Below are 25,906 nucleotides of genomic sequence, written 5' to 3' on the forward strand. Positions count from 1 at the left end.
ATTTATGTAAATTTAGCCGAGAAAAACCACACCACGCATCATGAAAAAGAAAAGCGAGGTTTTGTTCAAAAAAAGATTGATCAAACCATTTATAGCCATTTACTTTTTCCTTTCGCTAGTTGAAGTGCTAGCTGAGTATTACAACGATTCATTTTATATATCGTTGTCAAAGCCTTTTTTGATGCCTTTATTAATTTTAATCTATTACCTATCATCTAAAAGGTTTGACTTATATTTTGTATCAGCTTTGGTTTCGGCTTGGTTGGCCAATTTATTTTTGATGAAAAGCAGCCCAACCCATTTTATTATTGGCGCTTCTTTTATTCTTATCTATCGTTTGTTGGTGATGTCATTGGTATTGAGACGAGTAAGATTTCCTGGTTACGTTCCTTTTGTTTTAGGATGTTTACCATTTTTATTTATTTTTTTATTTGTAGCTAATGTTGCCTATCATCAGCTCTCAAATCATTTTATATTGTACTTGATTCAAGGTATTTTCATGATTCTTTTTGGAGGATTTTGTTTGAGTAGTTATGTTATAAAGTCTTCTATTTCAAACACTTTTTTGCTTGTAAGTACGATGCTTTTTACTGCTACTCAATTTATTGTAGTTATCAAAGGTTTTCATTCTAGTTTGGATCAATTACAAGCGGTAGCTATGCTGTTTTTTGCTGCAGCCCAATACCTTTTGTATAAGTTTATGGTTCGTGATGAACGAAAGAGACGTCGTTACTCAATTGTTAATCAAAGCCGAAGAATGAAGGCTTGATAAGTGATGATTTTATTCGACCAACATATACGATCACGAGTACTCACCAGTGCTTATTTTTTGATGATTCTTGTTGAAATATTAGCTTCAATAATCAATTATCAACCACTGATTTTTGCTGCTCATGTAGCATTACCCATTTTATTACTCGGTTTGTATTTTAATGAGTTCAAATCAAAATCTACCCTAATGTTGGTATTGTTACTGGTACAAATTGTCAGTAATGTTTATTATTTTTTTGCTATGACCAACCTATTTGTTTATACTCTGGTTAGCTTTATTCTCTTGCGAATTTTATCTTTGATTTTGGTTTTTAAGAATACAACTAACCGAAACTACTTATACATACTTACGGCTACTTTTCCGTTTTTACTTGTCTTTTTTTATTTAGCTTCGGTAACCAGCGATGTTTCAGATATTGAGTTTGACATACTTATTCTCCAAAATATTTTGATATCAATTTTAGGCGGAGTATCAGTAGTAAACTATCTCAAAAATGACAACAGAACTCATTCATTACTCCTGATAAGTACGCTGCTATATATAGGATTTCGATTTATTGTTTTTATAGAGCATTATTTTTTGAACGTAGAGTTTAACATCGTTTATAAACCTATTGAAATTATTTTATCGTCGTTGGCAACATTTTCTTTTTATAAATTTGTACAGACAGCCAACGAATCAAATCATGCAAACTCTTAAATCACATATTGTTAGCATTTTATTTTTTTGGGTTACCCTTGTATTGATTATTTCTGAATATAATCAATGGGAGCTTGCTTTATATATATTTAAACCTATTTTAATTCCGCTTATATTGTGGCAATATCTTAAGACAGCCAAAAAAGTTTGTTATTGGTATGTAATAGCACTCGTATTTGCCTTTTTATCCAATTTATTCCTATTGTCATATAGTTCAGAGTGTGTAATGTTGGCCATTATTTCGTTTTTATTTTATCGTATAGCAACCATTATTACAGTTATAAAAGTGGGAAGCCCTGTTTTACTATTGCCGTTGGTATTGGCAACATTGCCCTTTATTTTTATTTTTTCGTATTTAATCTACATCATCATTCCGCCTGATAATCCGAACTTTTATCCGAGTATTATCAACGATTTGATTATTTCAATCTTTAGTGGTTTGGGATTGTCTCAATACGTAATGTATGACAACAAGCAAAACTCTTGGCTCATCATCAGTACATTATTGTTTACTTTTTTGGTGGTGGTTTTTATGATTCAACATTTTTATCTTTCAAACATAGTTTTTCAGCCTGTCTCAGCTTTGGTTTTCTCGCTTGGACATTATGCGTTTTACATGTTTATGAAAGAAACCGAATCTGATGAAAATCAAACGATGATCGATCTTCCGTGATTGGCTTTTTGGTTGTCAGAATCAAAATAAAAGTCAATTCGCCCTAAGTTGATACCGTAACAGCCCACTTGATTCACCAAGACTTCTTGATCAACTGCGTTTTTTAAAACTGTAGGTTTGTCTAAAAATGTATGCGTGTGCCCGCCAATAATCAAATCAATATCTTGGGTTAAAGCCGCCAATTTTACATCGCAAATTTTATCAGGTTCATTCTTGTACTGATAACCCAAATGCGACAGACAAATCACTAAATCACAATGTTGTTCCTGTTTCAGAATTCGGGCCATATCTTGAGCAATTTCTACCGGATCGTTATAAACCGTTTCTTTTGAGTTTTTTTTGTCTACCAAGCCTTCTAGCTGAACGCCCAAACCAAAAACACCCACTTTAATTCCGTCTTTATTGAAAATTTTATACGGCGGAATCAATCCGTTGAGCACTGTGTTTTTAAAATCGTAATTGGCCGATACAAATCCAAAACCAGCATTGTGCAATTGCGCATGAAAGCCATCAATTCCGTTGTCAAAATCATGGTTGCCGAGTGTGGCCAAATCATATTTCATCATAGTCATGAGCTTAAATTCAAGCTCGCCACCATAATAATTAAAATAAGGCGTTCCTTGAAAAATATCACCGGCATCCAGCAAGAGCACATTTGAACTTTCAGCCCGAATTGATTCAATCAAAGCTGCCCGACGAGCCACACCGCCCATATTCGGGTTTTTCGGATGCGTCGGCGGAAACGGATCAATATAACTGTGCACATCATTGGTATGCAAAATGGTCAAATGCTTTTTCTTGGCCGATTGAAAACTGCTCAAACCGAGTCCCAAACCAACCAAGGCGGTCGATGCCAATGTTTTTTCAATAAAATCGCGTCTTTTCATATGAAGAATAATCAGTACAAATTGATTTTTAATTTAGAGCTAATCCCGCTTTTCGCCTTTATCTCGCTGCGTAAACTCCGCGAGGATGCCGGCTTCACTCGAACGAAGTGACAGCCGAAGGAATCGAGGCTAGGGCTGCTGTCCTTCAATCGTGATTCGTTGATCTTGAATCAGCGGAATGGTGTCAACATCTTTAAAATAGTCAATCAAGATATTTCTGAGTTTATAATCTAAATCGTATTTGTAAATTCCTTTTTTAAAGAAGTTCATATTATCACCACCGTTGGATAAATAATCGTTGGTGCCCACGTAATAAATTTGGTTCGAATAAAATGGTTTTCCTTGAATTTGAATATTTTTGGGTCTATTATCTGTTCCAATAGTAAAAGTAATTCCACTGATGGGATGTGGCTTTTTCTCAGTAATGATATATTGGAGCATTTCTTCAATTTGTTCGCCTTTGAGGGCAATTACCACCAAACTATTTTCAAATGGCATGATCTCAAAAGCGGTTCTGGCTGTTACATTTCCTTGCGGAATAATAGAGCGAATTCCGCCGTGGTTGAGCAAAACAATATCAATTGATTTTTTCTCTCGGCTCTGAAAAACCGGATTGCCTTTTTGCATGACCACATCGGCAAACAAATTGCCCATCGGAGTTTGCCATTGACCGTTTTTGTCTAATGTTTGGGGTGCAAATGCCAAAACTGCACTCAAATCCTGATCAATATGCTCTCGATAAGGTTTGATAAATTGCTCAATTTCAGCAGCTTCTTTTTGTTGGTCAGTAATACCAATTTCTTTACCGGTAACTTGGTCAACATAAAGTTTTTGATGACCGCAAGAAATGCCCAGTAAAAATGTTAAGAATAAAACAAAATAAACCGTAAGAGCGTTATAGTTTTTTAGTTTTGGCATCCTGAATGAAACTTATTTAATTAAATTTGTGAACCAAGTAAAAGTAGTATGTTTTTAAATTATTTGAAGAATTTTTTTACGCAAAAAACCGTTAAGAAAAATCTCTCTAATGTAAAACATATTGATTCACCCAAAGCTATTGAAACCGTTGGGATTATATTTGACGAAACCTACTTTTACGAGCGTCAAGCTTTAGTTGACCAATTAGTTAAAAACGGAATTCAAGAAAACAATATTAGCGTATTGGTTTTCAAAGACAAAATCAAAAAAAAAGAAACTTTTGACTATCCGGTTTTTAGTCACAATGACTTAAGCTGGAAGGCTACGTTTGACAAATCAGAAGTAAAGAATTTTACAGCTCAGAAGTTTGATTTATTGATTAATTATTATGATACAGAAAAGGCTGCTTTGCTTTTGGCAACAAATCAATCTAAAGCAGCTTTTAAAGTCGGATTTGCTTCAATTGACAAGAAACTAAACAATTTGATGATTAACACCAATGCCGAAAATTTTCAAGTTTTTGTTGAAGAACTTTTCAAGTATTTAAAAATATTAAACAAAATATAACATGCAATCTCTTATTGGCACCGGAGTAGCTCTGGTCACACCGTTTAAAAATGACTTTTCTGTAGATGTTGCGGCACTCAAAAGAATCGTTGATTTTCAAGTTGAAAACAAAATTGAATATTTAGTGGTTTTAGGAACCACCGCTGAGAGTGCTACACTTTCAAAAGCCGAGAAAGAGCTGGTTATTCAAACCGTTATTGAAGCCAACAAGGGTAGATTACCACTGGTTTTAGGCGTCGGAAGCAACAATACTGCCGAGGTTGTTGAAGAGTTAAAAACCAGCGATTTGTCAGCTTTTGAAGCTATTTTATCGGTTTCTCCATATTACAACAAACCAACGCAAGAAGGTATATATCAACACTTCAAAGCCATTGCCGAAGTTTCACCAAAACCAATTATTTTGTATAATGTTCCCGGTAGAACTTCAAGCAATATGTTGCCTTCAACAGTGATTCGATTAGCACAAGACTTTAAAAACATCGTTGCTATCAAAGAAGCGGCTGGTGATTTGGTTCAAGCCATGCAACTCATTCAACATAAACCTAAAGATTTCTTGGTGATTTCAGGTGATGATATGATTGCTTTGCCCATGGTTTTGGCCGGTGGAAGCGGAGTGATTTCTGTAATTGCCGAAGGCTGTCCGAAAGATTTTTCAGAAATGATTCGTCTTGGTTTACAGCGAAAAGTAGATGAAGCTTATGCATTGCATTATCGTTATGCCGACTTGATTGATATGATTTTTGAACAAGGTAATCCGGCCGGAATCAAAGAAGTTTTCAAATCACTTGGATTGTCTGAAAATACTGTCCGATTGCCATTGGTAAACGTCAATCAAGATTTAGCTGATAGAATCAAACTAATCGTTAAAAATCTAAATATCACTTAGTATTTGAGCTAATAAAAAATATTTTGTCGTAACCAATTTATAACTACATTTGCAGTTCGTTTTTAAAGACGAGGCTAGAGCATTGTTCTGGACATTTTTATGAAGAAACTTTTTCTATTATTCAGTTGGCCATTATTAATGGTTTCATGTGGTCAATATCAGAAGGCACTAAAGTCTGAAGATATGGCTGTTAAATATGAAGCCGCAGTCCAAAAATACGAAGCCAAAAAGTACAGCAAAGCAATTCGTTTGTTTGAGCAAATGGCTCCGGCATTTAGAGGAAAACCACAGTCTGAAAAAATGTTCTACATGTATGCTCAGTCTTATTACAAAACAGAACAATGCTATTTAGCAGGTTATCAATTTGAGAGCTTTGTTTCGAGCTATCCAAAAAGTGAAAAGGTTGAAGAAGCTGCATTTTTAGAAGGTTTATGTTTTTCTAAATTGTCACCAACATACAGTTTAGATCAAGCTGATACATATAAGGCGATCAATAAGTTACAATCTTTTATTGATACATATCCAAATTCTACCTATTTACCTGAAGCCAATGCTACGCTAAAAAAATTGACTGATAAAATTGAAAAAAAGTACTTTGAAATTGCCAAGCAATACAATACAATTTCAGATTATAAATCAGCTTTGGTTGTTTTAGATAATTTTGTTTCAGATTTTCCGGGTACCAAATACAAAGAAGAAGCATTGTTTTTAAAATTAGATTCTGCCTACAAGCTTGCCATCAACAGTATTCCATCCAAAATGGAAGAACGTTTTAAAAATGCTAAAATGGCTTACACCGGATTGATGAAATTTAAGGACAATACAGAATATAAAGTCAAAGCCGACCAAATGTTGGCAAGAATTGAAGAAGAATTAAAAAAATACGAAAAATAAAAACGTCATGGATTTGAAGAAAACCAATGCTCCGGTAAACACTATTACATACAACAAGTCTCAACTTGAAGAGCCTACCGGAAACATTTATGAAGCCATTACCATCATGGCCAAAAGAGCCAATCAAATCAATTCTGAAATCAAAAAAGAATTGACTGAAAAACTCGAAGAATTTGCTACCTATAACGACAGCCTTGAAGAAGTTTTTGAAAATAAGGAGCAAATTGAGGTTTCAAAATTCTACGAAAAACTTCCTAAGCCTCATGCTTTAGCAGTTCAAGAATGGATGGATGGTAAAATTTACCACCGAAACGAAAAAAAATAATTTATAACCATGTCGGTCTTAAGCGGAAAAAAAATATTGCTGGGAATTTCTGGCGGGATTGCCGCATATAAGACTGCGCATTTGGTTCGTCTTTTTATAAAAGCCGGTGCTCATGTCCGCGTGGTCATGACTCCGGCTTCTAAAGATTTTATTACTCCGCTCACTTTATCCACACTCTCTAAAAATCCAGTTTACTCTTCCTTTTATAATGAAGATGAGCAAACTGTTGATAATGCTATGTGGAATAATCATGTTGAGTTAGGTTTGTGGGCAGATTTAATGCTTATTGCCCCGGCCACAGCCAACACGCTATCAAAAATGGCCAATGGCAATTGCGATAATTTTTTAATTGCGTGCTATTTGTCAGCTAAATGCCCGGTGTATTTTGCGCCAGCCATGGATTTAGATATGTATAAGCATCCCTCAACTCTGGCTAGTTTTCACTCATTGCAACAATTCGGAAACATCATCATTCCTGCCGAGTCAGGCGAATTAGCTAGTGGGTTATCAGGCGAGGGTAGAATGGCTGAACCCGAAAATATTCTTGCATTTATTGAGCAAGATTTATCTTCAAGACTTCCGCTTAAAGGAAAAAAAATACTGGTTACCGCCGGACCAACCTTTGAAGCCATTGATCCGGTTCGATTTATCGGAAATCATTCTTCAGGCAAAATGGGTTTTGATATCGCAATATGCGCAGCTGATTTAGGGGCACAAGTCGTATTGGTCTCAGGTCCAACTCAATTTGAAACCAATCATGCTCATATTCAATTAATCAAAGTAATCAGCGCACAAGAGATGTATCAAGCCTGCCATGAATTTTATTCATCTGTTGATGTTGCTATCTGTGCTGCGGCTGTTGCTGATTATCGTCCTAAAACTATTGCTCGTCAAAAAATCAAAAAAAATGCCTCTGAGTTTCATATAGAACTTGAAAAAACTCCTGATATATTGGCTTCACTCGGAAAAATTAAACAGCATCAGTTTTTAATCGGATTTGCTTTAGAAACCGAAAATGAAATAGAAAATGCCCAGTTGAAAATCCAGAAAAAAAACTTAGATTTGATTGTTTTAAATTCGTTGCGTGATCCCGGATCCGGTTTTGGAGTAGCTACAAATCAAGTAACATTTATTGATAAACAAAATAATATTGAACCCAAACCGTTGCAATCAAAAGAGCTTGTAGCGCTAGATATCATCAACAAAATAATAGCTCATTACCATGCGTAATATTTTTTTCATTTGTTTGTTTTTTTCGTGGGGTTTTCTTCATTCACAGGAACTTAATTGTACCGTTAAGGTCAATTCTGCTAAAGTAGGAGGTAGCAATGCTCAAGTTTTTAAAACTTTAGAACGTTCATTGAATGATTTTGTCAATAAAACTTCTTGGACCAACAATGCTTTGAAACTCAAAAACAATGAGAGAATCACATGCTCAATGTTTATAACCATTGACGAAGTTAACGGAAGCATTTATAAAGGTTCCATTCAGGTTCAATCATCAAGACCTATATACAACTCAGCCTATAGTTCTCCGATTTTTAATTATAATGACAAGGATTTTAGTTTTGATTATACAGAATTTCAAATTCTTAATTACAATCCCAATGCATTTGAGTCAAATTTGGTTTCGGTAGTATCATTTTATTGTTTGATGATAATTGGTTTTGATGCGGATACCTTTAGTCAAGATGGTGGAACTGCATATTATGAAATTGCACAAGACATTGCAACAACTGCACAGTCAAGCGGTTATCCTGGGTGGAACATGGGAGACACCAACCAGAATAGATATTTTTTAATTAATAATGTTTTGTCAAACTTATATGTTCAGTTCAGAGATGCTCTTTATCAATATCATTTTGAAGGTTTAGACCAAATGCATAAAGATCAAAAGACAACTAAGGAACGTATTATTTCTGCCATAACTCAGCTTTCTTACATGGAGTTGAATAAACCAAATTCATTTTTGACTCGTGTTTTTTTTGATGCTAAAGCAGATGAGATTGTTTCAATTTTTACAGGCGGGCCTGTAGTTGACAATGCAACTTTAGTTGATAAATTATTCACAATTTCACCATTGAACTCAGCAAAATGGTCTGAAATTAAAATTTAAATTTATTCATTGAATAAGCTTATATGATTCAATCATTATCCATTAAGAACTTTGCTTTAATTGAGCATCTCAAGATGGATTTTACTTCTGGGTTTTCAATCATTACCGGAGAAACTGGTGCCGGAAAATCAATTTTATTAGGAGCTTTAGAATTAGTTCTTGGAAAAAGAGCTGATTTATCGTCGTTAAAAACCAAAGAAGAAAAATGTATTATTGAGGCACATTTTGATATCTCGGGTTATGATTTAAGATCATTTTTCTCCGAAAACAACCTTGATTATGAGCATATAAGCATTTTGCGACGTGAAATTCTTCCAACCGGTAAATCTCGTGCATTTATTAATGATACTCCTGTTAATCTTCAAGAGTTACAAAATTTAGGCGAGAAACTTCTTGATATTCATGCTCAACACGAAACCAGAGAACTTTCAGAAAATCATTATCAGTTCAAGATGCTTGACGCATTTTCAGCAAATGAAGCTAACCTAGTTTTATACCAAGAGCAACTCAAGATTTATAAAAATCAGGTAGATAGTTTACAACAGTTTGAATCAAATTTAAGGCAATTACAGCAAGAATTTGATTATCATCAGTTTTTGTTAAATGAATTGCAACAGCTGCAACTAACTGATATCAATCAAATTGAATTAGAATCACAATTAGAGCAATTAACACATATTGAATTTATCAAAGAAAATCTGCATAAAGCATATTCAGCATCTCAAAATGAACAATTTGGTGTTTTACAATTATTGAATGAGATAAAAGTTTCTATTCAAAAAATTTCTGGTTTTTCTACTCGTTATGAATCTTTGTATGAGCGAATTGAAAGTATTAATATCGAACTCAAAGATATAACTGCTGAAATAGAACAATCAGTTGATGCGTTGGTTTTAGATCCAAAAAAGGCTGAAGCTATTGAGCAAAAACTACAAATCTTATATGCTTTAGAAAAAAAGCACCAAGTTTCAACTGTCGAAGATCTCATCAAAATTCAACAAAACTTAGAACAAAAAGTTCTGGTGGTTGATCAAGCAAATGAACAAATACAAGCCATGCAAACAGCTATAAATTTAACTCAAAGCAATTTGGATGAAATTGCACAGCGCATAAGTAAAAATAGGCAAAAGGCTTCTCTTGAATTAACCATACAGCTTCAAGAAATACTTTCAAATTTGGGCATGCCCAATGCCCGCTTTAAAATTGTTATAGAACCTACAACTCAGTATTTCAACAACGGAAAAGACGAACTACAATTTTTATTCTCGGCCAATTTAGGCAGTGATTTTGGGCTGCTCAGAAAAGTAGCCTCAGGTGGAGAACTTTCAAGAATTATGCTTTCGGCAAAGGCAACATTAGCTAAATATACTCAGCTTCCGACCATTATTTTTGATGAAATTGATACAGGTGTTTCGGGCGAAATTGCCAACCAAATGGGAGAAATAATGAAACAAATGAGCCAAAAAATGCAAGTTTTTGCTATCACACATTTGCCGCAAATAGCAGCCAAAGGCAATCGTCATTTTAAAGTTTTTAAGACCATAAACAGCCTGAATACCACTACTGAAATTAAAGTTTTAGATGATGAGCAACGCATAGTTGAAATTGCACAAATGTTATCAGGCGCAGAGGTTTCAGAGTCTGCTTTAAATCACGCGAAATCCTTGCTCAACTAATTATTTGAGTTATATTTGTTTCGCATTTTTAAGATTACATTTTAACATACAAATACATCCATAGTTATGATTATTGAACCAAGAATGAGAGGCTTTATTTGCCTGACTGCACATCCTGATGGTTGTGCACAAAGCGTAAAAAATCAAATCAAATACGTACAGTCTAAAGGAAGCATCAACGGTCCGAAAAGAGTGTTGGTTATTGGTGCTTCAACCGGTTTTGGATTGGCTTCACGTATCACTGCTGCTTTTGGTTCTGGAGCATCAACCATTGGAGTGTTTTTTGAAAAACCAGGCTCTGAAGGCAAAACGGCCTCTCCTGGTTGGTACAACAGTGCCGCTTTTGAAAAAGAAGCCCATGCTGCGGGATTGTATGCTAAAAGTATCAACGGTGACGCTTTTTCAAAAGAAGTAAAACAGCAAACCATCGATATGATCAAAGCTGATTTAGGTCAAATTGATTTAATCATTTACAGCTTGGCTTCGCCGGTGAGGATGCATCCTGAAACTGGTGTTTTATATCGCTCTGCTTTAAAGCCTATTGGTAGTACTTTTAGCAATAAAACGGTTGATTTTCATACCGGAGTAGTGAGTCAAGTATCTATCGAGCCGGCTACTGAAGAAGATATTAAAAATACTGTCGTAGTAATGGGTGGTGAAGATTGGTCTATGTGGATGGATACCATGAAAGAAGCCGGAGTTTTGGCTCCAAATGCCATGACGATTGCTTATTCATATATTGGACCAGCGGTTACTGAAGCGGTTTATCGCAAGGGAACGATTGGTCGTGCCAAAGACCACCTCGAAGCTACGGCAGCTGAGATTACCAAAAATCTTTCATCAGTAGGAGGTAAGGCATACGTTTCTGTAAACAAAGCTTTAGTAACCCAAGCTAGTTCGGCAATTCCGGTTATACCATTATATATTTCACTTTTGTATAAAACCATGAAAGCTAAAGGGATTCATGAAGGTTGTATTGAACAAATGCAGCGTTTGTTTGCCGACAGACTTTTCAGTGGCAAAGAAATTCCTACTGATACTGAAGGAAGAATCAGAATTGATGACTGGGAAATGCGCGATGATGTTCAAGAAAAAGTTGCTGCATTATGGCAAGAAGCAACAACTGATAGCCTCTCTGAAATAGGTGATTTAGCTGGATATAAACAAGATTTCTTAAATTTATTTGGTTTTGGTTTTGAAGGTGTAGATTATTTATCAGATTCGCAAGAAGTAGTGCCTATAGAAAGTATTTTATAGTAAAATTTTATACCTAAATAACATCATAAAATCGAATCTTAGTATTCGATTTTTTTTTTATTTGTTAAATCCTAAACTAGGAGCCTATATTTTTAATTTTATTAAGATATTTTTAATAATTTTAGGCCAAACTATTTATTAACTAAAAAAAAAACAGAATGAAAAAAACTACATTCAACTTAATGTTGGGGTTTGCATTGTTGTTTCCGATTTTGATTTTCGGGCAAGCGAATGACAATTTCGCCGATGCAGAAGCCATCAGTTGTGGTGGTAACTACACCGGAAGTACCGCAACTGCAACCCTTGACGAAGATTCAGCTCCTGATGGATTTGGTGCCGATATGGACGCGCCAAACGTATGGTACTCATATACAGGAACCGGATCTGCAGAAACCATTACGCTTAATTTGTGTAACTCGGCTTATGATTCTTCGGTATTGGTTTACACAGGTTCATCAGGCAGCTTGACTTTAATTGCCGGAAATGACGATGACAACACTTGTGGAGCGGCTTTAACTACGCGTTCAAGATTGAGTTTTAATTCAGATGGTTTAACAACGTATTACATTGCTATTGAGGGTTGGAATGCAACTTCAACAGGAACTTACACTATGGATGTAACTTGTACAGCGGTAAATCCGCCAGCAGTTAACAACCAAAATTGTGACACAGCTTTGACTTTGAATGTTGATGGGTCTTCAACTGATTCAGACAATTCTTATGGAGATGTGAGCCCGAATCAACCCACATGTGATACATTTGGAAACATTCAAGATGTTTGGTTCTCATTTACGGCTCCGTCTGCTACAGTTGACTGTGTTGTAACTCCAAATGGTATGACCTCAGGAAACATGGCTATTTATTCCGGAGATTGTTTAGGAGGATTGACACAGATGTCATGTCTTTCAAATTTTACTGTGGCTGCAACTCAATCAATGACAACATTGACAGCTGGAGAAACTTATTATGTTCAAGTATGGAGTAATGGTGCTGAGCAAGGCACCTTTAGCATTGCTCTTACAGATCCATCGATTTGTATGCCGGTAGCTACTTTTGAAAAAATTTCAAATTGTCCTGTTGATGCTACTTTTACTGTTACTGCTGACGTAAGCAGTCTGGCATCTGCAACTTCAGTTACAGTAACTGACAATCAAGGAAGTGCTCCGCAAACTATTTCTTCACCATCTATGTTGACTTTTGGACCATATCCAGGAGGAACTTCAGTTGTTTTGACTGTTACAAACGATCAAAGTACAGCATGTTTTTTAGAAAGTGCAACTTTTACTCAAGGTGTTTCTTGTCCTATGGCTAATGATGATTGTGCTAATGCTGTTACCCTAGTTTGTGGAGATACGCTTACAGCTCAAACTACTGAAGGTGCTAGTGGAGGAACTGGTACTTCATGTGTAGGTACAATTGGTGACGATGTTTGGTATACTTTTGTGGGTGATGGTCAAATTTTTTCTTTGACAGCTACTGCAACAGGAACAGAAAGTCCACAATTAGAAGTGTATGAAAGCACTGATGGTTCATGTTCTGGTTTTACACCAGGAAATTGTTATGCTGCTGGTGGTTCTGGAGAAACAGCTGTAACACTTCTATTTAACACTACTAATGGTACAGTTTATTATGCACATGTTGGTAACTGGATCAATGGTGATCCTGCTGTTGATTTCGATTTAGCACTTACTTGCTCAGCTCCGCCAACCCCACCAGCAAATGATGACTGTTCTGGTGCTTACGTAGTTACTGTTAACCCTGATTTATCTTGTGCTTCTGTAACTTCAGGAACTGTTATGGGTGCTACTGCATCTGCAGTTGATGATACCTCTTGCGGTGGTGCTGAAGATGATGATGTTTGGTTTTCTTTTGTTGCTACTGATACCAGACATCAAATCAGCTTGAATAATGTTACTGGATCAACTACCGATATGTATCATTCATTATGGGAAGGTGATTGTGCTAGTTTGACATTAGTAGCAGGCTCTTGTTCTGATGCAAATACAAGTAATCCTACTGGCTTAACAGTTGGAAATACATACTATATTCGTGTTAATACATTTGGTACTGTAGCCTTGGCAGATACTACATTTGATGTTTGTGTTGGGACATTACCTCCGCCTCCGGCAAATGATGATTGTACAGCAGCTGAACCGCTTACTGTAGGAACCGCTTTCGCAGATTTCGCTATTGTGTCAAGTAATGCTTCAGCCAGCTCAACTACCGGATTGACTTTTAACTGTCAAACCAATCGTAAAAATGATGTTTGGTATAGCTTTACTGTGCCAGCTTCAGGATCTTTCACTGTTGAAACAGATACAAATGCAGGAACAGCTATGACTGATTCAGTTATTAGTGTTTTCAGCGGTACTTGTGGTGCTTTAACTGAAGTTGGTTGTGATGACGATACCGGAAATGGAAACTTCTCAAAAGTATCTGTAACTGGGCAAAACCCTGGTGATACATTATATATTGGTGTTTGGTCTTGGGGAACTTCAGCTGATGGCGAATTCCAATTGTCAGTGTATGATCCAACTGCTGCTACCAGCTCATTTGATAATGCTAATTTTACATACTATCCAAACCCGGTTGATACTGTTTTGAATTTGAATTATGTGAAAAACATTTCTTCAGTTTCAGTATACAATTTAGTTGGTCAGCAAGTAATGACAAAAACTAGCAATAATCTAACGCAAGTTGATATGTCTCACTTGGCTAGCGGTACTTACTTAGTTAAAGTAACATCGGATAATCAAGTAAAAACTATCAAAATCAACAAGTTGTAATATTTTGTTTAAAAAAATTAAAGCCACCTATACGGGTGGCTTTTTTGTTTTACTAATAATTACTATTTTTAGCGGGTATTAACTTTAATATATCGATATGAAAAAAATTACAAAAATCTTTTTAGGCATCGGCTTATTGCTTAGCGCTGCAACACAAGCTCAATGTCTAGATGCTATTGAAGGTCAATGGCCTACTGCCACTTCAACAGCAACTACCTGTGACGGTTTGACTGTCACTACCGTTACTACAGCTGGTTATGCTAGTGAGTTTTCCTTAGTAAATGTTACTGCCGGAGAAACCTACACATTTAGTAGTTCAATTACATCAGATTACATCACCATCAGCTCTGACGATGGTGCTAGTGCCGTTGCTTTTGGAATTTCACCAGTAGTTTGGGTAGCAGATATTGACGGACCGGTACGTTTTTATACCCACACAGATGCAAGTTGTGGTGGTAATCAAAATTTGAGAACAAGATCATATGTTTGCGGAATTCCACCATGTGTTCCTTCTTCAGTAGTTTTTAACACTGAAAGAGATTGCGACAACTCAACTTTTACTGTAACTGCGGATATTAGTAGTTTAGGTTCGGCTCCATCATTGACTATTTCTGATGACCAATCAAGCCCTACACAATCAGTTTCTGCACCGGGTTTAGTTACTTTTGGACCTTATGCTTTTGGAACTACAGTAGTTGTCTCTGTTGCTAATGACGACAATACTTTGTGTACTGTAAATAGTCAAGCTTTAGTTATTTATGCTTGTCCAATGGCTAATGACGATTGTTCAAACGCTGTTGCACTTAGCTGTGGTGATACACTTACTGCTCAAACAACTGAAGGAGCTTCAGGAGGAACTTCTACTTCTTGTGTAGGAACAATTGGCGATGATGTTTGGTATAGATTTACCGGTGATGGACAAGTTTTCACTTTAACTGCAACAGCAACTAATGATGAAGGCCCTCAGGTAGAGGTGTACGAAAGTACTGATGGTTCGTGTGATGGATTTAGTGCGGGTACTTGTTATGCTGCTGCTGGATCTGGTTCATTGACAACAACATTAACATTTAATACTACTGACGGAACAACATATTTTGTGCATATTGGTAGTTGGATTAATGGTGATCCTGCAACTGTTTTTGACCTATCACTTACTTGTCAAGCTCCACCTACAGCACCTGATAATGACGAATGCTCAGGGGCTTATGTTGTAACAGTTAACCCTGACTTGTCATGTGGCTCTGTAACTTCTGGTTCAATTTTAGGTTCTACTGCTTCAGCTGTTGATGATACTGCTTGTGGAGGTACTGAAGATGATGATGTTTGGTTCTCTTTTGTCGCTACTGATACAAGACATCAAATTAGTTTGACAAACGTTGTTGGAACTACAGTAACGGATATGTTCCACTCACTTTGGGAAGGAGATTGCTCAGGTTTGACTTTAGTCGCTGGTTCATGTTCTGATGCCAACACTAGTACACCAACCGGATTAGTTGTTGGAAATACTTATTATGTTCGTGTTTATACATACGGAAATACTGCGCTAGCTGATACAACATTTGACCTTTGTGTAGGTACATTACCTCCTCCTCCTGCAAATGAAGATTGTACAGGAGCTGAACCTCTTACAGTTGGAACTGCTTTTGCTGATTTTGCCATTGTTGGAACTAATGCTTTTTCAAGTTCAACTGCCGGATTAACTTTCAACTGCCAAACCAATCGTAAAAATGATGTTTGGTACAGCTTTACTGTTCCTGCATCAGGTTCATTCACAGTTGAGACAGATACCAATACAGGAACTGCAATGACTGATTCTGTTGTGAGTGTATTTAGCGGAACTTGTGGTGCTTTGACTGAAGTTGGTTGTGATGACGATACCGGAAACGGTAACTTCTCTAAAGTATCTGTAACTGGGCAAAACCCTGGAGATACTTTATACATTGGAGTTTGGACATACGGAACAGGTAATGATGGTGAATACCAATTATCTGTTTATGATCCAACAGCTGCGACCAGCTCATTTGACAATGCAAACTTTACATACTATCCAAACCCGGTTGATACTGTATTGAATTTGAACTATGTGAAAAACATTTCTTCAGTTTCAGTTTTCAACTTATTGGGTCAAGAAGTAATGGCTAAAGCAAGCAATAATTTAACTCAAGTTGATATGTCTGCATTGGCAAGCGGTACTTACTTAGTAAAAGTAACTTCTGACAACCAAGTTAAAACTATTAAAATTAACAAACGATAATTAATTCGTTTCATCTTAAAAGCCACCTCATAAGGGTGGCTTTTCTTTTTAATATGATTTATATTTGTTAAAAATTATTTGAATGCAGTTTTCTATCATCATCCCGGTATACAATCGTCCAGATGAAATTGACGAATTACTCGATAGCCTAACCAAGCAAGATTATAAGCAAAAATTTGAAGTCATTATTATTGAAGACGGATCCACCTTACCTTCGCTTTCAGTACTTGAAAAATACAAAGGCAAACTTCAGATGACTTATTTATCAAAGTCTAATACTGGTCCAGGAGATTCCAGAAACTACGGAATGAAGCATGCCAATGGTGATTATTTTATACTCTTTGATTCAGATTGTATTATCCCCAATAATTATTTATCAGAAGTTGAAAAAGCTTTTCAAATCAATTATGTCGATTGTTTTGGTGGGCCAGATAAAGCATTAAAATCATTCTCAAACATTCAAAAAGCCATTAATTTTTCAATGACGTCTTTTTTGACGACCGGAGGAATTAGGGGTGGTTCTGAAAAAGTAAATAAATTTCAACCGCGCAGTTTTAATATGGGTATTTCAAAAAAAGCCTTTGAAGCTTCCGGTGGATTTGGCTCTATTCATCCGGGAGAAGATCCGGATTTATCCATCAGATTATGGCAATTAGGCTTTGAAACTAGATTGTTTTCTGAAGCTTATGTTTATCACAAGCGTCGAATTGATTGGGATAGATTTTATACACAAGTCAACAAGTTTGGTAAAGCCAGGCCTATACTCGATAGTTGGCATCCGGCATATCAAAAATGGTCTTATGTATTTCCTACTTTGTTTATTCTAGGATTTTACGGAGCTTTATTTCTTTTGATTTTTGCGCAAGATGCATTACTCAAATTCTATTTTATTTACTTTTTGATTTTGATGCTGGTTTCAACTTTTCAGAATAAGAGTTTGGTGATTGGTTTTCTATCCATTCGCGCAACATGGAATCAATTTCAAGGTTATGGATTAGGTTATATGCAATCATTCATAAAAATCAGATTATTAAAGCAACAACCAGAAAAAGCTTTTCCTGAATTATTTTTTAAAAAATGACCAAAATAATTGGCTTAACGGGCGGAATTGGCAGCGGAAAAACAACCGTTGCTAAACAGTTTATGGATGCTGGAATTCCTGTTTACATTGCCGATGAAGAAGCCAAGAAATTACTTGACAGTTCAGATATTCAATCACAAATTAAAAGCGTTTTTGGAACTGAAGTTTTTGAGGATGAAAAAGTATTGCGTTCAAAACTGGCACAACTTGTTTTCAATCAGCCTCAAAAATTAAAGCAACTCAATGCGATTATTCATCCGGCTGTTAAAGAACATTTTCTAACATGGCTTAAGTCGAAACAAAACGAACCTTATGTGATTCGTGAAGCTGCTATTTTATTTGAAAGCGGAACATATCAAGATTGCGATTTGATTATATCCGTTGTTGCTCCCATTGAAGACCGGATTAGTCGAGTTATGAAGCGCGATCATGTAGATAGAGCTGCTGTTTTGTCGCGAATTAACAATCAATGGACAGACGAGCAACGCATTGAAAAAAGCAACTTTGTCATTGAAAATATCAGCCCTGAAAATACCTATAAACAAGTCAGTGAAATTCTAAAAAAACTGACAATTGTTTAAAATTTATTTCTGATGTTAATGTTTGGTTAATCTATTTATTGGCTAAATGTTAAAATGTTAATTTTGATTCGATGAATAAATTGTTTTTTCGATTGCTTGTATTACTCATGAGCTTGTCGTTAATCGGCATCATACTCGTACAAGTTTATTGGTTCAATACTTCATTTAAAAATAATGAAGAACAATTTAGGTTTCATGTCAAACAAGTGATTGGCAATGTGGCTGATAAGCTTGAACAAGACGAAGCTCTGAGTTTTATTGACAAATACAAAAAACTCAAAGACAGTATTGGTAAAGAACCCCAAAAAAGCGATTTTTTAGAATTCGGTTATTACCAACGCGATTCCAGAACAAACGAAACTATTATTTATTCAAATAACATTATTTCTGAAGATTACAACATATCTTCAACGCTCTTTGACAAAAAAGTAGACAGTATCAAACTCAAGAATTTTACTTCAAAACGAGTTACTGAAATATACAACCGCTCAAACATTGATAAATCAGGCATGCAACAAACCATTGCGCCCGATGTCAAAATCAAAAAAGCCGGAAGTATGGATATTTTAGATAACGCCCAATTTGAAATTTTCTTCAGAGACATTGCAGCCTCCAAACCATTGCAAGACCGTGTCTCTAAAGAGCGTCTTCAGCAATTGTTGCACGATGAACTCCGTCAGTATTCTGTAAAAACTCCTTTTGAATTTAGTATATATAGCGACGGATTGGCCACCAAAATTCAATCTGATAATTTTAATTACCAGAAAGAGAAAACTTATTCTATACCAGTTTTTACAGATAACGAGGGGCAAACTAAATATCAGCTTTTGGTGAGTTTTCCGCACAAAGAAAGATTCTTGTTTTCTGAACTCGTTGGTATCACTTTATTGTCCATCATATTTACATTGGTCATTATAATTGCTTATGCTAGTGCGCTCAATCAGCTTATTCGTCAACGTCAGATTTCTGAAATTAAAACTGATTTCATCAACAACATGACGCACGAATTCAAAACACCGATTGCTACCATTAACTTGGCTTTAGATGCCATAAAAAGTCCAAAAGTGATTGATGATAAAGAAAAAGTTCAGCGCTATTTGCAAATGATTCGCGACGAAAACAAACGCATGCACGCTCAAGTTGAAAATGTATTGCGCATTTCTAAACTCGAGAAGAAAGAATTAGATATAAGCAAAGAAACTTATCAGCTCGATGAAATCATAGAAGAAGCCATTGAACACGTTCATTTAATTGTTGAAGACAGACAAGGAACTATTCAAACACATTTTGAAGCAACCCGAACCACCGTTTTGCTCAACGATGTACACTTTACCAATGTGATTGTGAATATTCTGGACAACGCCATTAAATATTCAACCGACGCACCCAAAATTGATATTTATACTGAAAACGTAAAAGATTACGTTATTGTTAAAATTAAAGATCAAGGTGTGGGTATGAGTAAAGCAGCTCAAAAACGAATTTTCGAGAAGTTTTACCGCGAACACACCGGTGATGTACACAACGTAAAAGGCCACGGTTTAGGCTTGGCTTACGTTAAACGAATTGTCGATGACCACAACGGTCAGATATTCGTAGAAAGTGAAAAAGGAAAAGGCAGTACTTTTATTTTAAAGCTGCCATTAATCAACTAACAAACGCAACTAATCAACTAAAACTATATTTGCTATGAACACCGAAACCAAAAAAATCCTATTAGTCGAAGACGATCAAAACTTCGGCGCCATCCTAAAAGATTACTTATTGCTCAATGATTTTGAAGTCACTCTAGCCAAAAACGGCATGGAAGGCTTTGAAAAATTCAAAAAAGACACCTATGATTTGTGCATCCTTGATGTCATGATGCCTTATAAAGATGGTTACACTTTAGCCAAAGAAATCCGCGAGAAAAACAAAGAAGTGCCCATTATCTTTTTAACGGCTAAATCGATGAAAGAAGATGTGCTTAAAGGTTATAAAGTAGGCGCAGACGATTATTTGAACAAACCGTTTGATTCTGAAGTTTTACTCATGAAAATCAAAGCGATTATTCAGCGTAAAGCTTCTGATGCCAAACCTGAGAATGTCAAATTTGAGTTCCAAATTGGTCAATTCCATCTGAATTCAAAATTGAGATTTTTGACCTTCAAAAATGACGAACCGATTAAATTGTCGCCCAAAGAAAACGAGTTGCTCAAAATGCTCGCTATGTATGAGAACGATCTCATGCCGCGCGAATTGGCACTTACCAAAATCTGGAGAGACGACAACTACTTTACTTCACGAAGCATGGACGTATACATTGCCAAGCTGCGCAAATACCTCAAACTTGATGAAGACGTAGAAATCCTCAACATACATGGTGAAGGTTTTAGATTAGTAGTCAAAAACAAAATGGCCAGTTAAATATAAAAGCTCTGAGTAATCAGGGCTTTTTTTATGAGAAGCTTAATCCCGCTTTTCGCAGTGCACGGCACTTTGCTTCAATCGGGGCTAGGGCAGCACGAATAACTCATCAATCCTGTTCCAAAGCCAAACTAAATACCGCCGAATCACCGCGATGAATGCTCATCTTCACAGGATGATTATCTAAATTTCCGCGCACAACAATTTCATCGCCCCACGATAATTCTTTGATAAAGTTCATATCAAAAGCTTTGATTTTTTGTTCCAGTAAAATTTCTTTAGGCAAAACATCTAAACACCATTCCAAATATTTTACGTGGTTCACATGGTTGACAATATCCAAATCAGATAAGGCCACACGGTGTTTGTATAAAACTGGCGTGTCAGAAACCGGTAAAACTTTGTCAAAAGTATTTTGCGTTGCGCGCCAATCAGGGAATTTTTCAAAATGCTCATGCGGCAAAATCAAACCTTCAGGCCGGCGTGAACGCGTGTTGAATACAGCCCAAAAAGTTTCAGCGCCCACATATTTTTCATTGTTTACCCACAATTCCAATGCGCGAACTGAACGTGAATTTTCTAATGAATTAATCCAAGTTTTAATGGTTACCTGATCTCTCCAACGCGGAAGTTTATTAATTTCAACACGCATTCTACTGAGTACCCAAGCTTGGTCATGCACTTGCATATCAGTAAAACTAATACCGCCCAATTCTGAATGTCTGGCGGCTGTAAGCTGCATGAGTTGACACAATTCAGTGTATTTGAGCAAACCATTGGGCATACACTGTATAAAATTAATGTCCCAATCAACTTTTAAAATAGAACTAAAATCAGGCACTATGGGCATTTTCTTTTATTTTTTGCTGAATTAATGCTACTATTTTTTCTGCATCGGTGGTGTAATCAAACCAAACAACATTTGGCGTGCGTCTAAACCAAGTAAGTTGACGTTTGGCAAAATGACGTGTGTTGGTTTTGATATTTTCTACAGCTTTTTCTAAAGATTCTTGACCATCAAAATAAGCAAACAATTCGCGGTAACCCACTGTTTGCAGCGCATTCAAATCTTTGTACGGATACAAACTTTTGGCTTCATCTAACAAACCTTGCCCGATCATCAAATCAACGCGATGGTTGATGCGGTCATACAAAACCGAGCGTTCAGCCTCTAAACCTATGATGATAGGCGTGAAGTTTCTTTGCGTTTGCTTTTGATTCAAAAAAGACGAATACGGTTTTTGTGTGCCCAAACAAACTTCTACAAACCGCATCATACGCTGTGGGTTAAGTAGTGTTTGCGGGTTTTTAGCGCTTATTTTTTCGTAATATTTTAGGTCTAAAACCTTGAGTTGTTCTTGCAAATAGGCCAATCCTTTTTCTTGATATTGTTGTTGTACAGTTTGACGAACTTCTGAAGCTATTTCCGGAAAAGTATCAAAACCTTTGAGCACCGCATCTACATACAAACCTGAGCCGCCTACCATAATGGCAACATCATTTTTTTGATATAATTGGTCGAGTAGGGCAACAGCTTGCTTTTCGTAATCACCCACGGTGTACTGTTCGTGAATAGACAATTGTTGTACAAAATGATGGGGAGCAGCAGCTTGCTCGTCTGAAGTTGGTGCAGCTGTACCGATGTTCATTTCTTTGAAAAATTGTCGGCTGTCACAAGAGAGAATTTCGGCACCAAACACCTGAGCCAAACGAATGCTCAAAGCAGTTTTTCCGATGGCTGTGGGCCCAACAATAACAATGAGGTGTTTCATATACAACAATCAGCCCCGATGGAAGTGGCATCCTTTGGCGGCGTTCTGAAGCGCCAAAGATACAACGAACAGCGGGAATAGCTGCCTAAAAATACATCATTTTTAAATGCTTGTCTTTGCGCAATTGGCCTTGAATAATCATGCGCACATCGCGATTGTTTTGCATCGGAATTAAGATGTTTTTGAGGATTTTGATGTTGCGAATTTGGTAGTTGAGATCGTAAAATGTGTAGCCTTTGTAGATGCCGTTTTCGATCAAAACCGCTGAGCGCTCGTTGACGTTTCGCCCGCGCGAGATGATGACCATAGTTTTGTTTTCAAACTGATGGTTGTTGATGAATTCCATCACGCGCTGATTGTACACTTCAGGAGATTCTTGACCCATACACGCGCCGTTGCATTCTTTGATGGTATACTGAAAACAATGGCTGTTAGTGTTGTAAATTCCGGTTAGTTTTTGACACAATTTATACTGGGCCGAAATTCTGAACAAAGCATTTTTACCTTCTTGAAAAGTAGTAAAAGCTGTGATTTCTTTTTTGCGACCGTCGGCTTTTTGCAGTTTTAAATTGATATATCCTTGCGCATCAGTTTCGGCATAAAGCGCCCACTGAAAAATACTTTTGCGCTGCGAACGGTTATAAATAGGTTGATTGACTTTGATTTCTTGGCTTTCTTTGAGTAGCGCAATGAGCTCGCTTCCGGTTTCTTCATAGGTAACCATAAACACTTCAAGCTGAATTTTTTTGCATTTGTTGGTTGTGCCCGTAAAATGTTGGTTCACTCTGCGACGAATGTTTTTGCTTTTGCCGATGTAGATGATTTTTCCGTCTTCGCGGTGCATATAATAAACACCGGTGGCCGAGGGTAAACTCTCAACGATATCAGCGAGTTTAGGTGCCATGCCTTTGATAACTTCAGTCTGAATATATTTTTGTAAAATATTTTTCTCTACATCTTTATCAAGCAGCAACTTAAATAGCTTTACTGTAGCCATAGCATCACCACTGGCTCGGTGACGATCGGCCATCGGAATGCCCAAAGCGCGAACGAGTTTTCCTAAACTATATGATTTTTGATCCGGTATTAATTCTTGGGCAAGTTCAACCGTGCAAAGTGTTTTTTGCTCAAATTTATAGCCTAATCTTTTGAATTCGGTTCTGAGAATGCGGTAATCAAACGAGGCATTATGCGCCACGATGATGCAATCTTGCGTAATCTCGATGATGCGTTTGGCTACTTCGTAAAACTTCGGGGCCGAGCGCAACATAGCGTTGTTGATTCCGGTGAGTTTGGCCACAAACGGCTGAATCGGAATTTCAGGATTGACCAAACTAATAAACTGATCCACGACTTGGTGCCCATCAAAACGATAGATGGCAATTTCAGTAATGCCTTCTTCGTTGTAGGCGCCACCGGTAGTTTCTATGTCGAGGATTGCGTACACTTATCTGTTTCTTAAATTTATCTGCTGCCAAAAATACTGCTGCCAATGCGCACCATATTACTGCCGCATTCAATGGCTAAGGCATAATCGCCTGACATGCCCATGGATAAAATTTCGGCTTTAAAATGGGGTAAAGTCAAGTTTTTGTATTGGTCAAAAATATTTTTGAGTGAATTAAACTCAGCTTTGATTTGCGTTTCATTGTCTGTAAAGCTGGCCATGCCCATAAAACCGCGCACTTCAATATTCTGAAATGATTTGAATTCTTCGCTATGTAATAAATCTTCTATTTCAGCGGCGTCAAAACCAAATTTGGTATCTTCTTGTGCAATGTGTACTTGCAACAAACAGTTGATTTTTTTGTTGAATCGCGCCGCTTGACGATTCATTTCTTGCAGCAATTTCAAACTGTCAACCCCGTGAATCAGTTGTACATAAGGGATGAGATATTTGACTTTGTTGGTTTGTAAATGACCAATCATATGCCATTGGATATCTTTGGGTAATTGTTCCCATTTATCGGTCATTTCTTGAACCTTATTCTCGCCAAAAATACGCTGACCTGCTTGGTATGCTTCAAGAATATCTTCAGTAGGTTTGGTTTTTGAGACCGCTACCAAAGTAACTTGTTCAGGCAGTTCGGCTTTTATTTTTTGTAGGTTTTGTGCAATTGACATCTGATTATAATTAAAGTTCATAAATCAAAAGTCCGCTTCTGAACTTAGGTTCGATATAAGTACTTTTTGGAGGCATAATCAGTGAAGCATCTGCCAAAGCTTTAATTTCAGAAACAGCAGTCGGGTAGAGCATAAAAGCTACATCAAACTCGCCTTCGTCAATGATTTCTTTGAGGGTGTGAATAGATTGTTTTCCAGGTAAATAATCAATCCGTTCATCATTGCGCAAATCATAGATGCCCAACAGCGGTTTGAGCACTTGGTCATACAGAATCTGCGCATCGAGATTATCTAGAATTTCAGTGGAATTTTCAGTTGATTGTCTGTAAAACAAGGCATAAAAAGTTCCGTTCAGATACATACCAAATTCGTATTTGCTCTCGGGTTTCCAAACTTCGTGACCTTTTTCTTTGACAATGAAATTTTCGTTGAGTTTTTCAAGAAAAGCTTCTGCTGACCAACCATTGAGGTCGCGCACCATACGGTTAAATTCGTAGATTTTAATGTCTGATTCAGCAATTAAAAAACTCATGAAAAAATCAAGTCGTTCATCGCCTTGAGCGCGGTCTTGTTCGTAGAGCATTTCAGCCGAGGCCGATCTGTGATGACCATCGGCAATGTATAATTCAGGAATTTGCTCAAACTGTTTTTGCAACCAGAAGATTTCGTCAGCTTGCTCTATTTTCCAGAGCGTGTGCTTTTCTTTGTTGGTAGTTGAAAACTCGTATAATGACTTTGTTGTCTTTTTTTGTTGTATCCAATGATTAAGTTCAAATTGGTCTGGATACATGATCAAAACAGGTTCAGTATTAAAACGCGTTTGGTGTAAATAATCCTTGAACAATTCAACGCGGTACTGAAACGTATCTTCGTGTTTTTTGATGATGTTGTTCTGATAATCAGCAATCGAAGTTCCGGCTACAAAACCTGTAAAACTTTGTAGCTTATTTTTGATTTCGTATAAATAAATACAAGGCGTTTCATCTTGAACAAAAACACCTTCAGCTTTAAAATCGTGGTATTTGTGCGCAACATTCTTAAAGCGTTTTTCTAATCCGATTTTTTGTGCATTTACATAAGCCGGATTGAGCACATGTAAAAATGAAAACGGATTAAAATCAAGCCAAGCTGCTAGTTCAGCAGGACTGTAATCATCGTACGTACGACAAGTCACCAATCCGACTTTATCGGGCGTAGGGCGAACTGCTTTAAATGGAATGAGTTGTGACACT

At 36.7% G+C, this 25,906-nt stretch carries 24 protein-coding genes; 17 read left to right on the top strand and 7 right to left on the bottom strand.

Going from position 1 to position 25,906, the window contains the following annotated elements; all coding sequences use genetic code 11:
• Nucleotides 1–40: 40 nt before the first annotated feature.
• The 3 genes from KIH23_RS05375 to KIH23_RS05385 are packed head-to-tail and all read left to right on the top strand — an operon-like array spanning nucleotide 41 to nucleotide 2,144.
• Nucleotides 41–769 (top strand): lysoplasmalogenase family protein, encoded by a 729-nt coding sequence (locus KIH23_RS05375; RefSeq protein ID WP_213211748.1) that lies wholly within the window; start codon nucleotides 41–43, stop codon nucleotides 767–769.
• Nucleotides 770–772: 3 nt separating this feature from the next.
• Complete coding sequence (locus tag KIH23_RS05380) at nucleotides 773–1,471, top strand: hypothetical protein (protein ID WP_213211750.1); 699 nt, start codon at nucleotides 773–775, stop codon at nucleotides 1,469–1,471.
• Nucleotides 1,458–2,144 (top strand): lysoplasmalogenase family protein, encoded by a 687-nt coding sequence (locus KIH23_RS05385; RefSeq protein WP_213211752.1) that lies wholly within the window; start codon nucleotides 1,458–1,460, stop codon nucleotides 2,142–2,144. Before KIH23_RS05380 ends, KIH23_RS05385 begins: the two co-directional genes overlap by 14 nt.
• On the opposite strand, the gene KIH23_RS05390 is transcribed toward KIH23_RS05385, so the two are convergent.
• Complete coding sequence (locus tag KIH23_RS05390) at nucleotides 2,120–3,031, bottom strand: bifunctional metallophosphatase/5'-nucleotidase (protein WP_213211753.1); 912 nt, start codon at nucleotides 3,029–3,031, stop codon at nucleotides 2,120–2,122. The genes KIH23_RS05385 and KIH23_RS05390 overlap by 25 nt on opposite strands.
• A gap of 129 nt (nucleotides 3,032–3,160) precedes the next feature.
• Nucleotides 3,161–3,949 (bottom strand): 5'-nucleotidase C-terminal domain-containing protein, encoded by a 789-nt coding sequence (locus tag KIH23_RS05395; RefSeq protein ID WP_213211755.1) that lies wholly within the window; start codon nucleotides 3,947–3,949, stop codon nucleotides 3,161–3,163.
• A 63-nt stretch (nucleotides 3,950–4,012) separates the two neighbouring features.
• Here KIH23_RS05395 and KIH23_RS05400 point away from each other — a divergent pair, with 63 nt between their 5' ends.
• The 14 genes from KIH23_RS05400 (at nucleotide 4,013) to KIH23_RS05465 (ending at nucleotide 20,778) form a co-directional block, all read left to right on the top strand.
• The gene (locus tag KIH23_RS05400; RefSeq protein WP_249684799.1) at nucleotides 4,013–4,516 is read left to right on the top strand and encodes a DUF6913 domain-containing protein; all 504 of its coding nucleotides are present in this window, start codon (nucleotides 4,013–4,015) and stop codon (nucleotides 4,514–4,516) included.
• 1 nt (nucleotide 4,517) lies between these two features.
• Complete coding sequence (gene dapA, locus KIH23_RS05405; RefSeq protein ID WP_213211759.1) at nucleotides 4,518–5,402, top strand: 4-hydroxy-tetrahydrodipicolinate synthase; 885 nt, start codon at nucleotides 4,518–4,520, stop codon at nucleotides 5,400–5,402.
• A 99-nt stretch (nucleotides 5,403–5,501) separates the two neighbouring features.
• Nucleotides 5,502–6,296: an outer membrane protein assembly factor BamD gene (locus KIH23_RS05410; RefSeq protein ID WP_213211761.1), complete on the top strand. Its 795-nt coding sequence runs from the start codon at nucleotides 5,502–5,504 to the stop codon at nucleotides 6,294–6,296.
• A 7-nt stretch (nucleotides 6,297–6,303) separates the two neighbouring features.
• A complete protein-coding gene (locus tag KIH23_RS05415; RefSeq protein ID WP_213211768.1) occupies nucleotides 6,304–6,621 on the top strand; it encodes a DNA-directed RNA polymerase subunit omega in 318 nt (105 codons plus the stop codon).
• 9 nt (nucleotides 6,622–6,630) lie between these two features.
• Nucleotides 6,631–7,851, top strand: coding sequence for a bifunctional phosphopantothenoylcysteine decarboxylase/phosphopantothenate--cysteine ligase CoaBC (gene coaBC, locus KIH23_RS05420; RefSeq protein WP_213211770.1), 1,221 nt, complete (start codon nucleotides 6,631–6,633; stop codon nucleotides 7,849–7,851).
• Nucleotides 7,844–8,737, top strand: a complete 894-nt coding sequence (locus KIH23_RS05425) for a DUF4835 family protein (RefSeq protein ID WP_213211772.1) — start codon at nucleotides 7,844–7,846, stop codon at nucleotides 8,735–8,737. Before coaBC ends, KIH23_RS05425 begins: the two co-directional genes overlap by 8 nt.
• A 23-nt stretch (nucleotides 8,738–8,760) precedes the next feature.
• Complete coding sequence (gene recN / locus KIH23_RS05430; protein WP_213211774.1) at nucleotides 8,761–10,413, top strand: DNA repair protein RecN; 1,653 nt, start codon at nucleotides 8,761–8,763, stop codon at nucleotides 10,411–10,413.
• A 66-nt stretch (nucleotides 10,414–10,479) separates the two neighbouring features.
• A complete protein-coding gene (gene fabV, locus KIH23_RS05435; protein ID WP_213211776.1) occupies nucleotides 10,480–11,670 on the top strand; it encodes an enoyl-ACP reductase FabV in 1,191 nt (396 codons plus the stop codon).
• Between the two features lie 158 nt (nucleotides 11,671–11,828).
• Nucleotides 11,829–14,456 (top strand): T9SS type A sorting domain-containing protein, encoded by a 2,628-nt coding sequence (locus KIH23_RS05440; RefSeq protein ID WP_213211777.1) that lies wholly within the window; start codon nucleotides 11,829–11,831, stop codon nucleotides 14,454–14,456.
• A 97-nt stretch (nucleotides 14,457–14,553) separates the two neighbouring features.
• On the top strand, nucleotides 14,554–16,710 hold the full coding sequence (locus KIH23_RS05445) for a T9SS type A sorting domain-containing protein (protein WP_213211779.1): 2,157 nt from the start codon (nucleotides 14,554–14,556) through the stop codon (nucleotides 16,708–16,710).
• Nucleotides 16,711–16,792: 82 nt separating this feature from the next.
• The gene (locus KIH23_RS05450) at nucleotides 16,793–17,791 is read left to right on the top strand and encodes a glycosyltransferase (protein ID WP_213211781.1); all 999 of its coding nucleotides are present in this window, start codon (nucleotides 16,793–16,795) and stop codon (nucleotides 17,789–17,791) included.
• Entirely contained in the window at nucleotides 17,788–18,372 is a 585-nt protein-coding gene (coaE, locus tag KIH23_RS05455; protein WP_213211783.1) for a dephospho-CoA kinase, read from the top strand. Before KIH23_RS05450 ends, coaE begins: the two co-directional genes overlap by 4 nt.
• Nucleotides 18,373–18,443: 71 nt before the next feature.
• Entirely contained in the window at nucleotides 18,444–20,027 is a 1,584-nt protein-coding gene (locus KIH23_RS05460) for a sensor histidine kinase (RefSeq protein WP_213211785.1), read from the top strand.
• Between the two features lie 34 nt (nucleotides 20,028–20,061).
• Nucleotides 20,062–20,778, top strand: coding sequence for a response regulator transcription factor (locus tag KIH23_RS05465; protein ID WP_213211792.1), 717 nt, complete (start codon nucleotides 20,062–20,064; stop codon nucleotides 20,776–20,778).
• Nucleotides 20,779–20,887: 109 nt separating this feature from the next.
• Here KIH23_RS05465 and KIH23_RS05470 read toward each other — a convergent pair whose 3' ends face one another.
• From KIH23_RS05470 to KIH23_RS05490, 5 genes are all read right to left on the bottom strand, one after another.
• Entirely contained in the window at nucleotides 20,888–21,628 is a 741-nt protein-coding gene (locus KIH23_RS05470; RefSeq protein WP_213211794.1) for an acyl-[acyl-carrier-protein] thioesterase, read from the bottom strand.
• Entirely contained in the window at nucleotides 21,612–22,550 is a 939-nt protein-coding gene (miaA, locus tag KIH23_RS05475; RefSeq protein WP_213211795.1) for a tRNA (adenosine(37)-N6)-dimethylallyltransferase MiaA, read from the bottom strand. Before miaA ends, KIH23_RS05470 begins: the two co-directional genes overlap by 17 nt.
• A gap of 85 nt (nucleotides 22,551–22,635) precedes the next feature.
• On the bottom strand, nucleotides 22,636–23,997 hold the full coding sequence (locus KIH23_RS05480; RefSeq protein ID WP_213211797.1) for an exonuclease domain-containing protein: 1,362 nt from the start codon (nucleotides 23,995–23,997) through the stop codon (nucleotides 22,636–22,638).
• A 17-nt stretch (nucleotides 23,998–24,014) separates the two neighbouring features.
• Nucleotides 24,015–24,674 (bottom strand): YggS family pyridoxal phosphate-dependent enzyme, encoded by a 660-nt coding sequence (locus KIH23_RS05485; protein WP_213211799.1) that lies wholly within the window; start codon nucleotides 24,672–24,674, stop codon nucleotides 24,015–24,017.
• Between the two features lie 10 nt (nucleotides 24,675–24,684).
• Nucleotides 24,685–25,905: a DUF1015 domain-containing protein gene (locus KIH23_RS05490; protein WP_213211801.1), complete on the bottom strand. Its 1,221-nt coding sequence runs from the start codon at nucleotides 25,903–25,905 to the stop codon at nucleotides 24,685–24,687.
• Nucleotide 25,906: the final 1 nt, after the last annotated feature.

This window comes from Flavobacterium sp. CYK-55 (genome assembly GCF_018413465.1).
Classification (GTDB): domain Bacteria; phylum Bacteroidota; class Bacteroidia; order Flavobacteriales; family Flavobacteriaceae; genus Flavobacterium.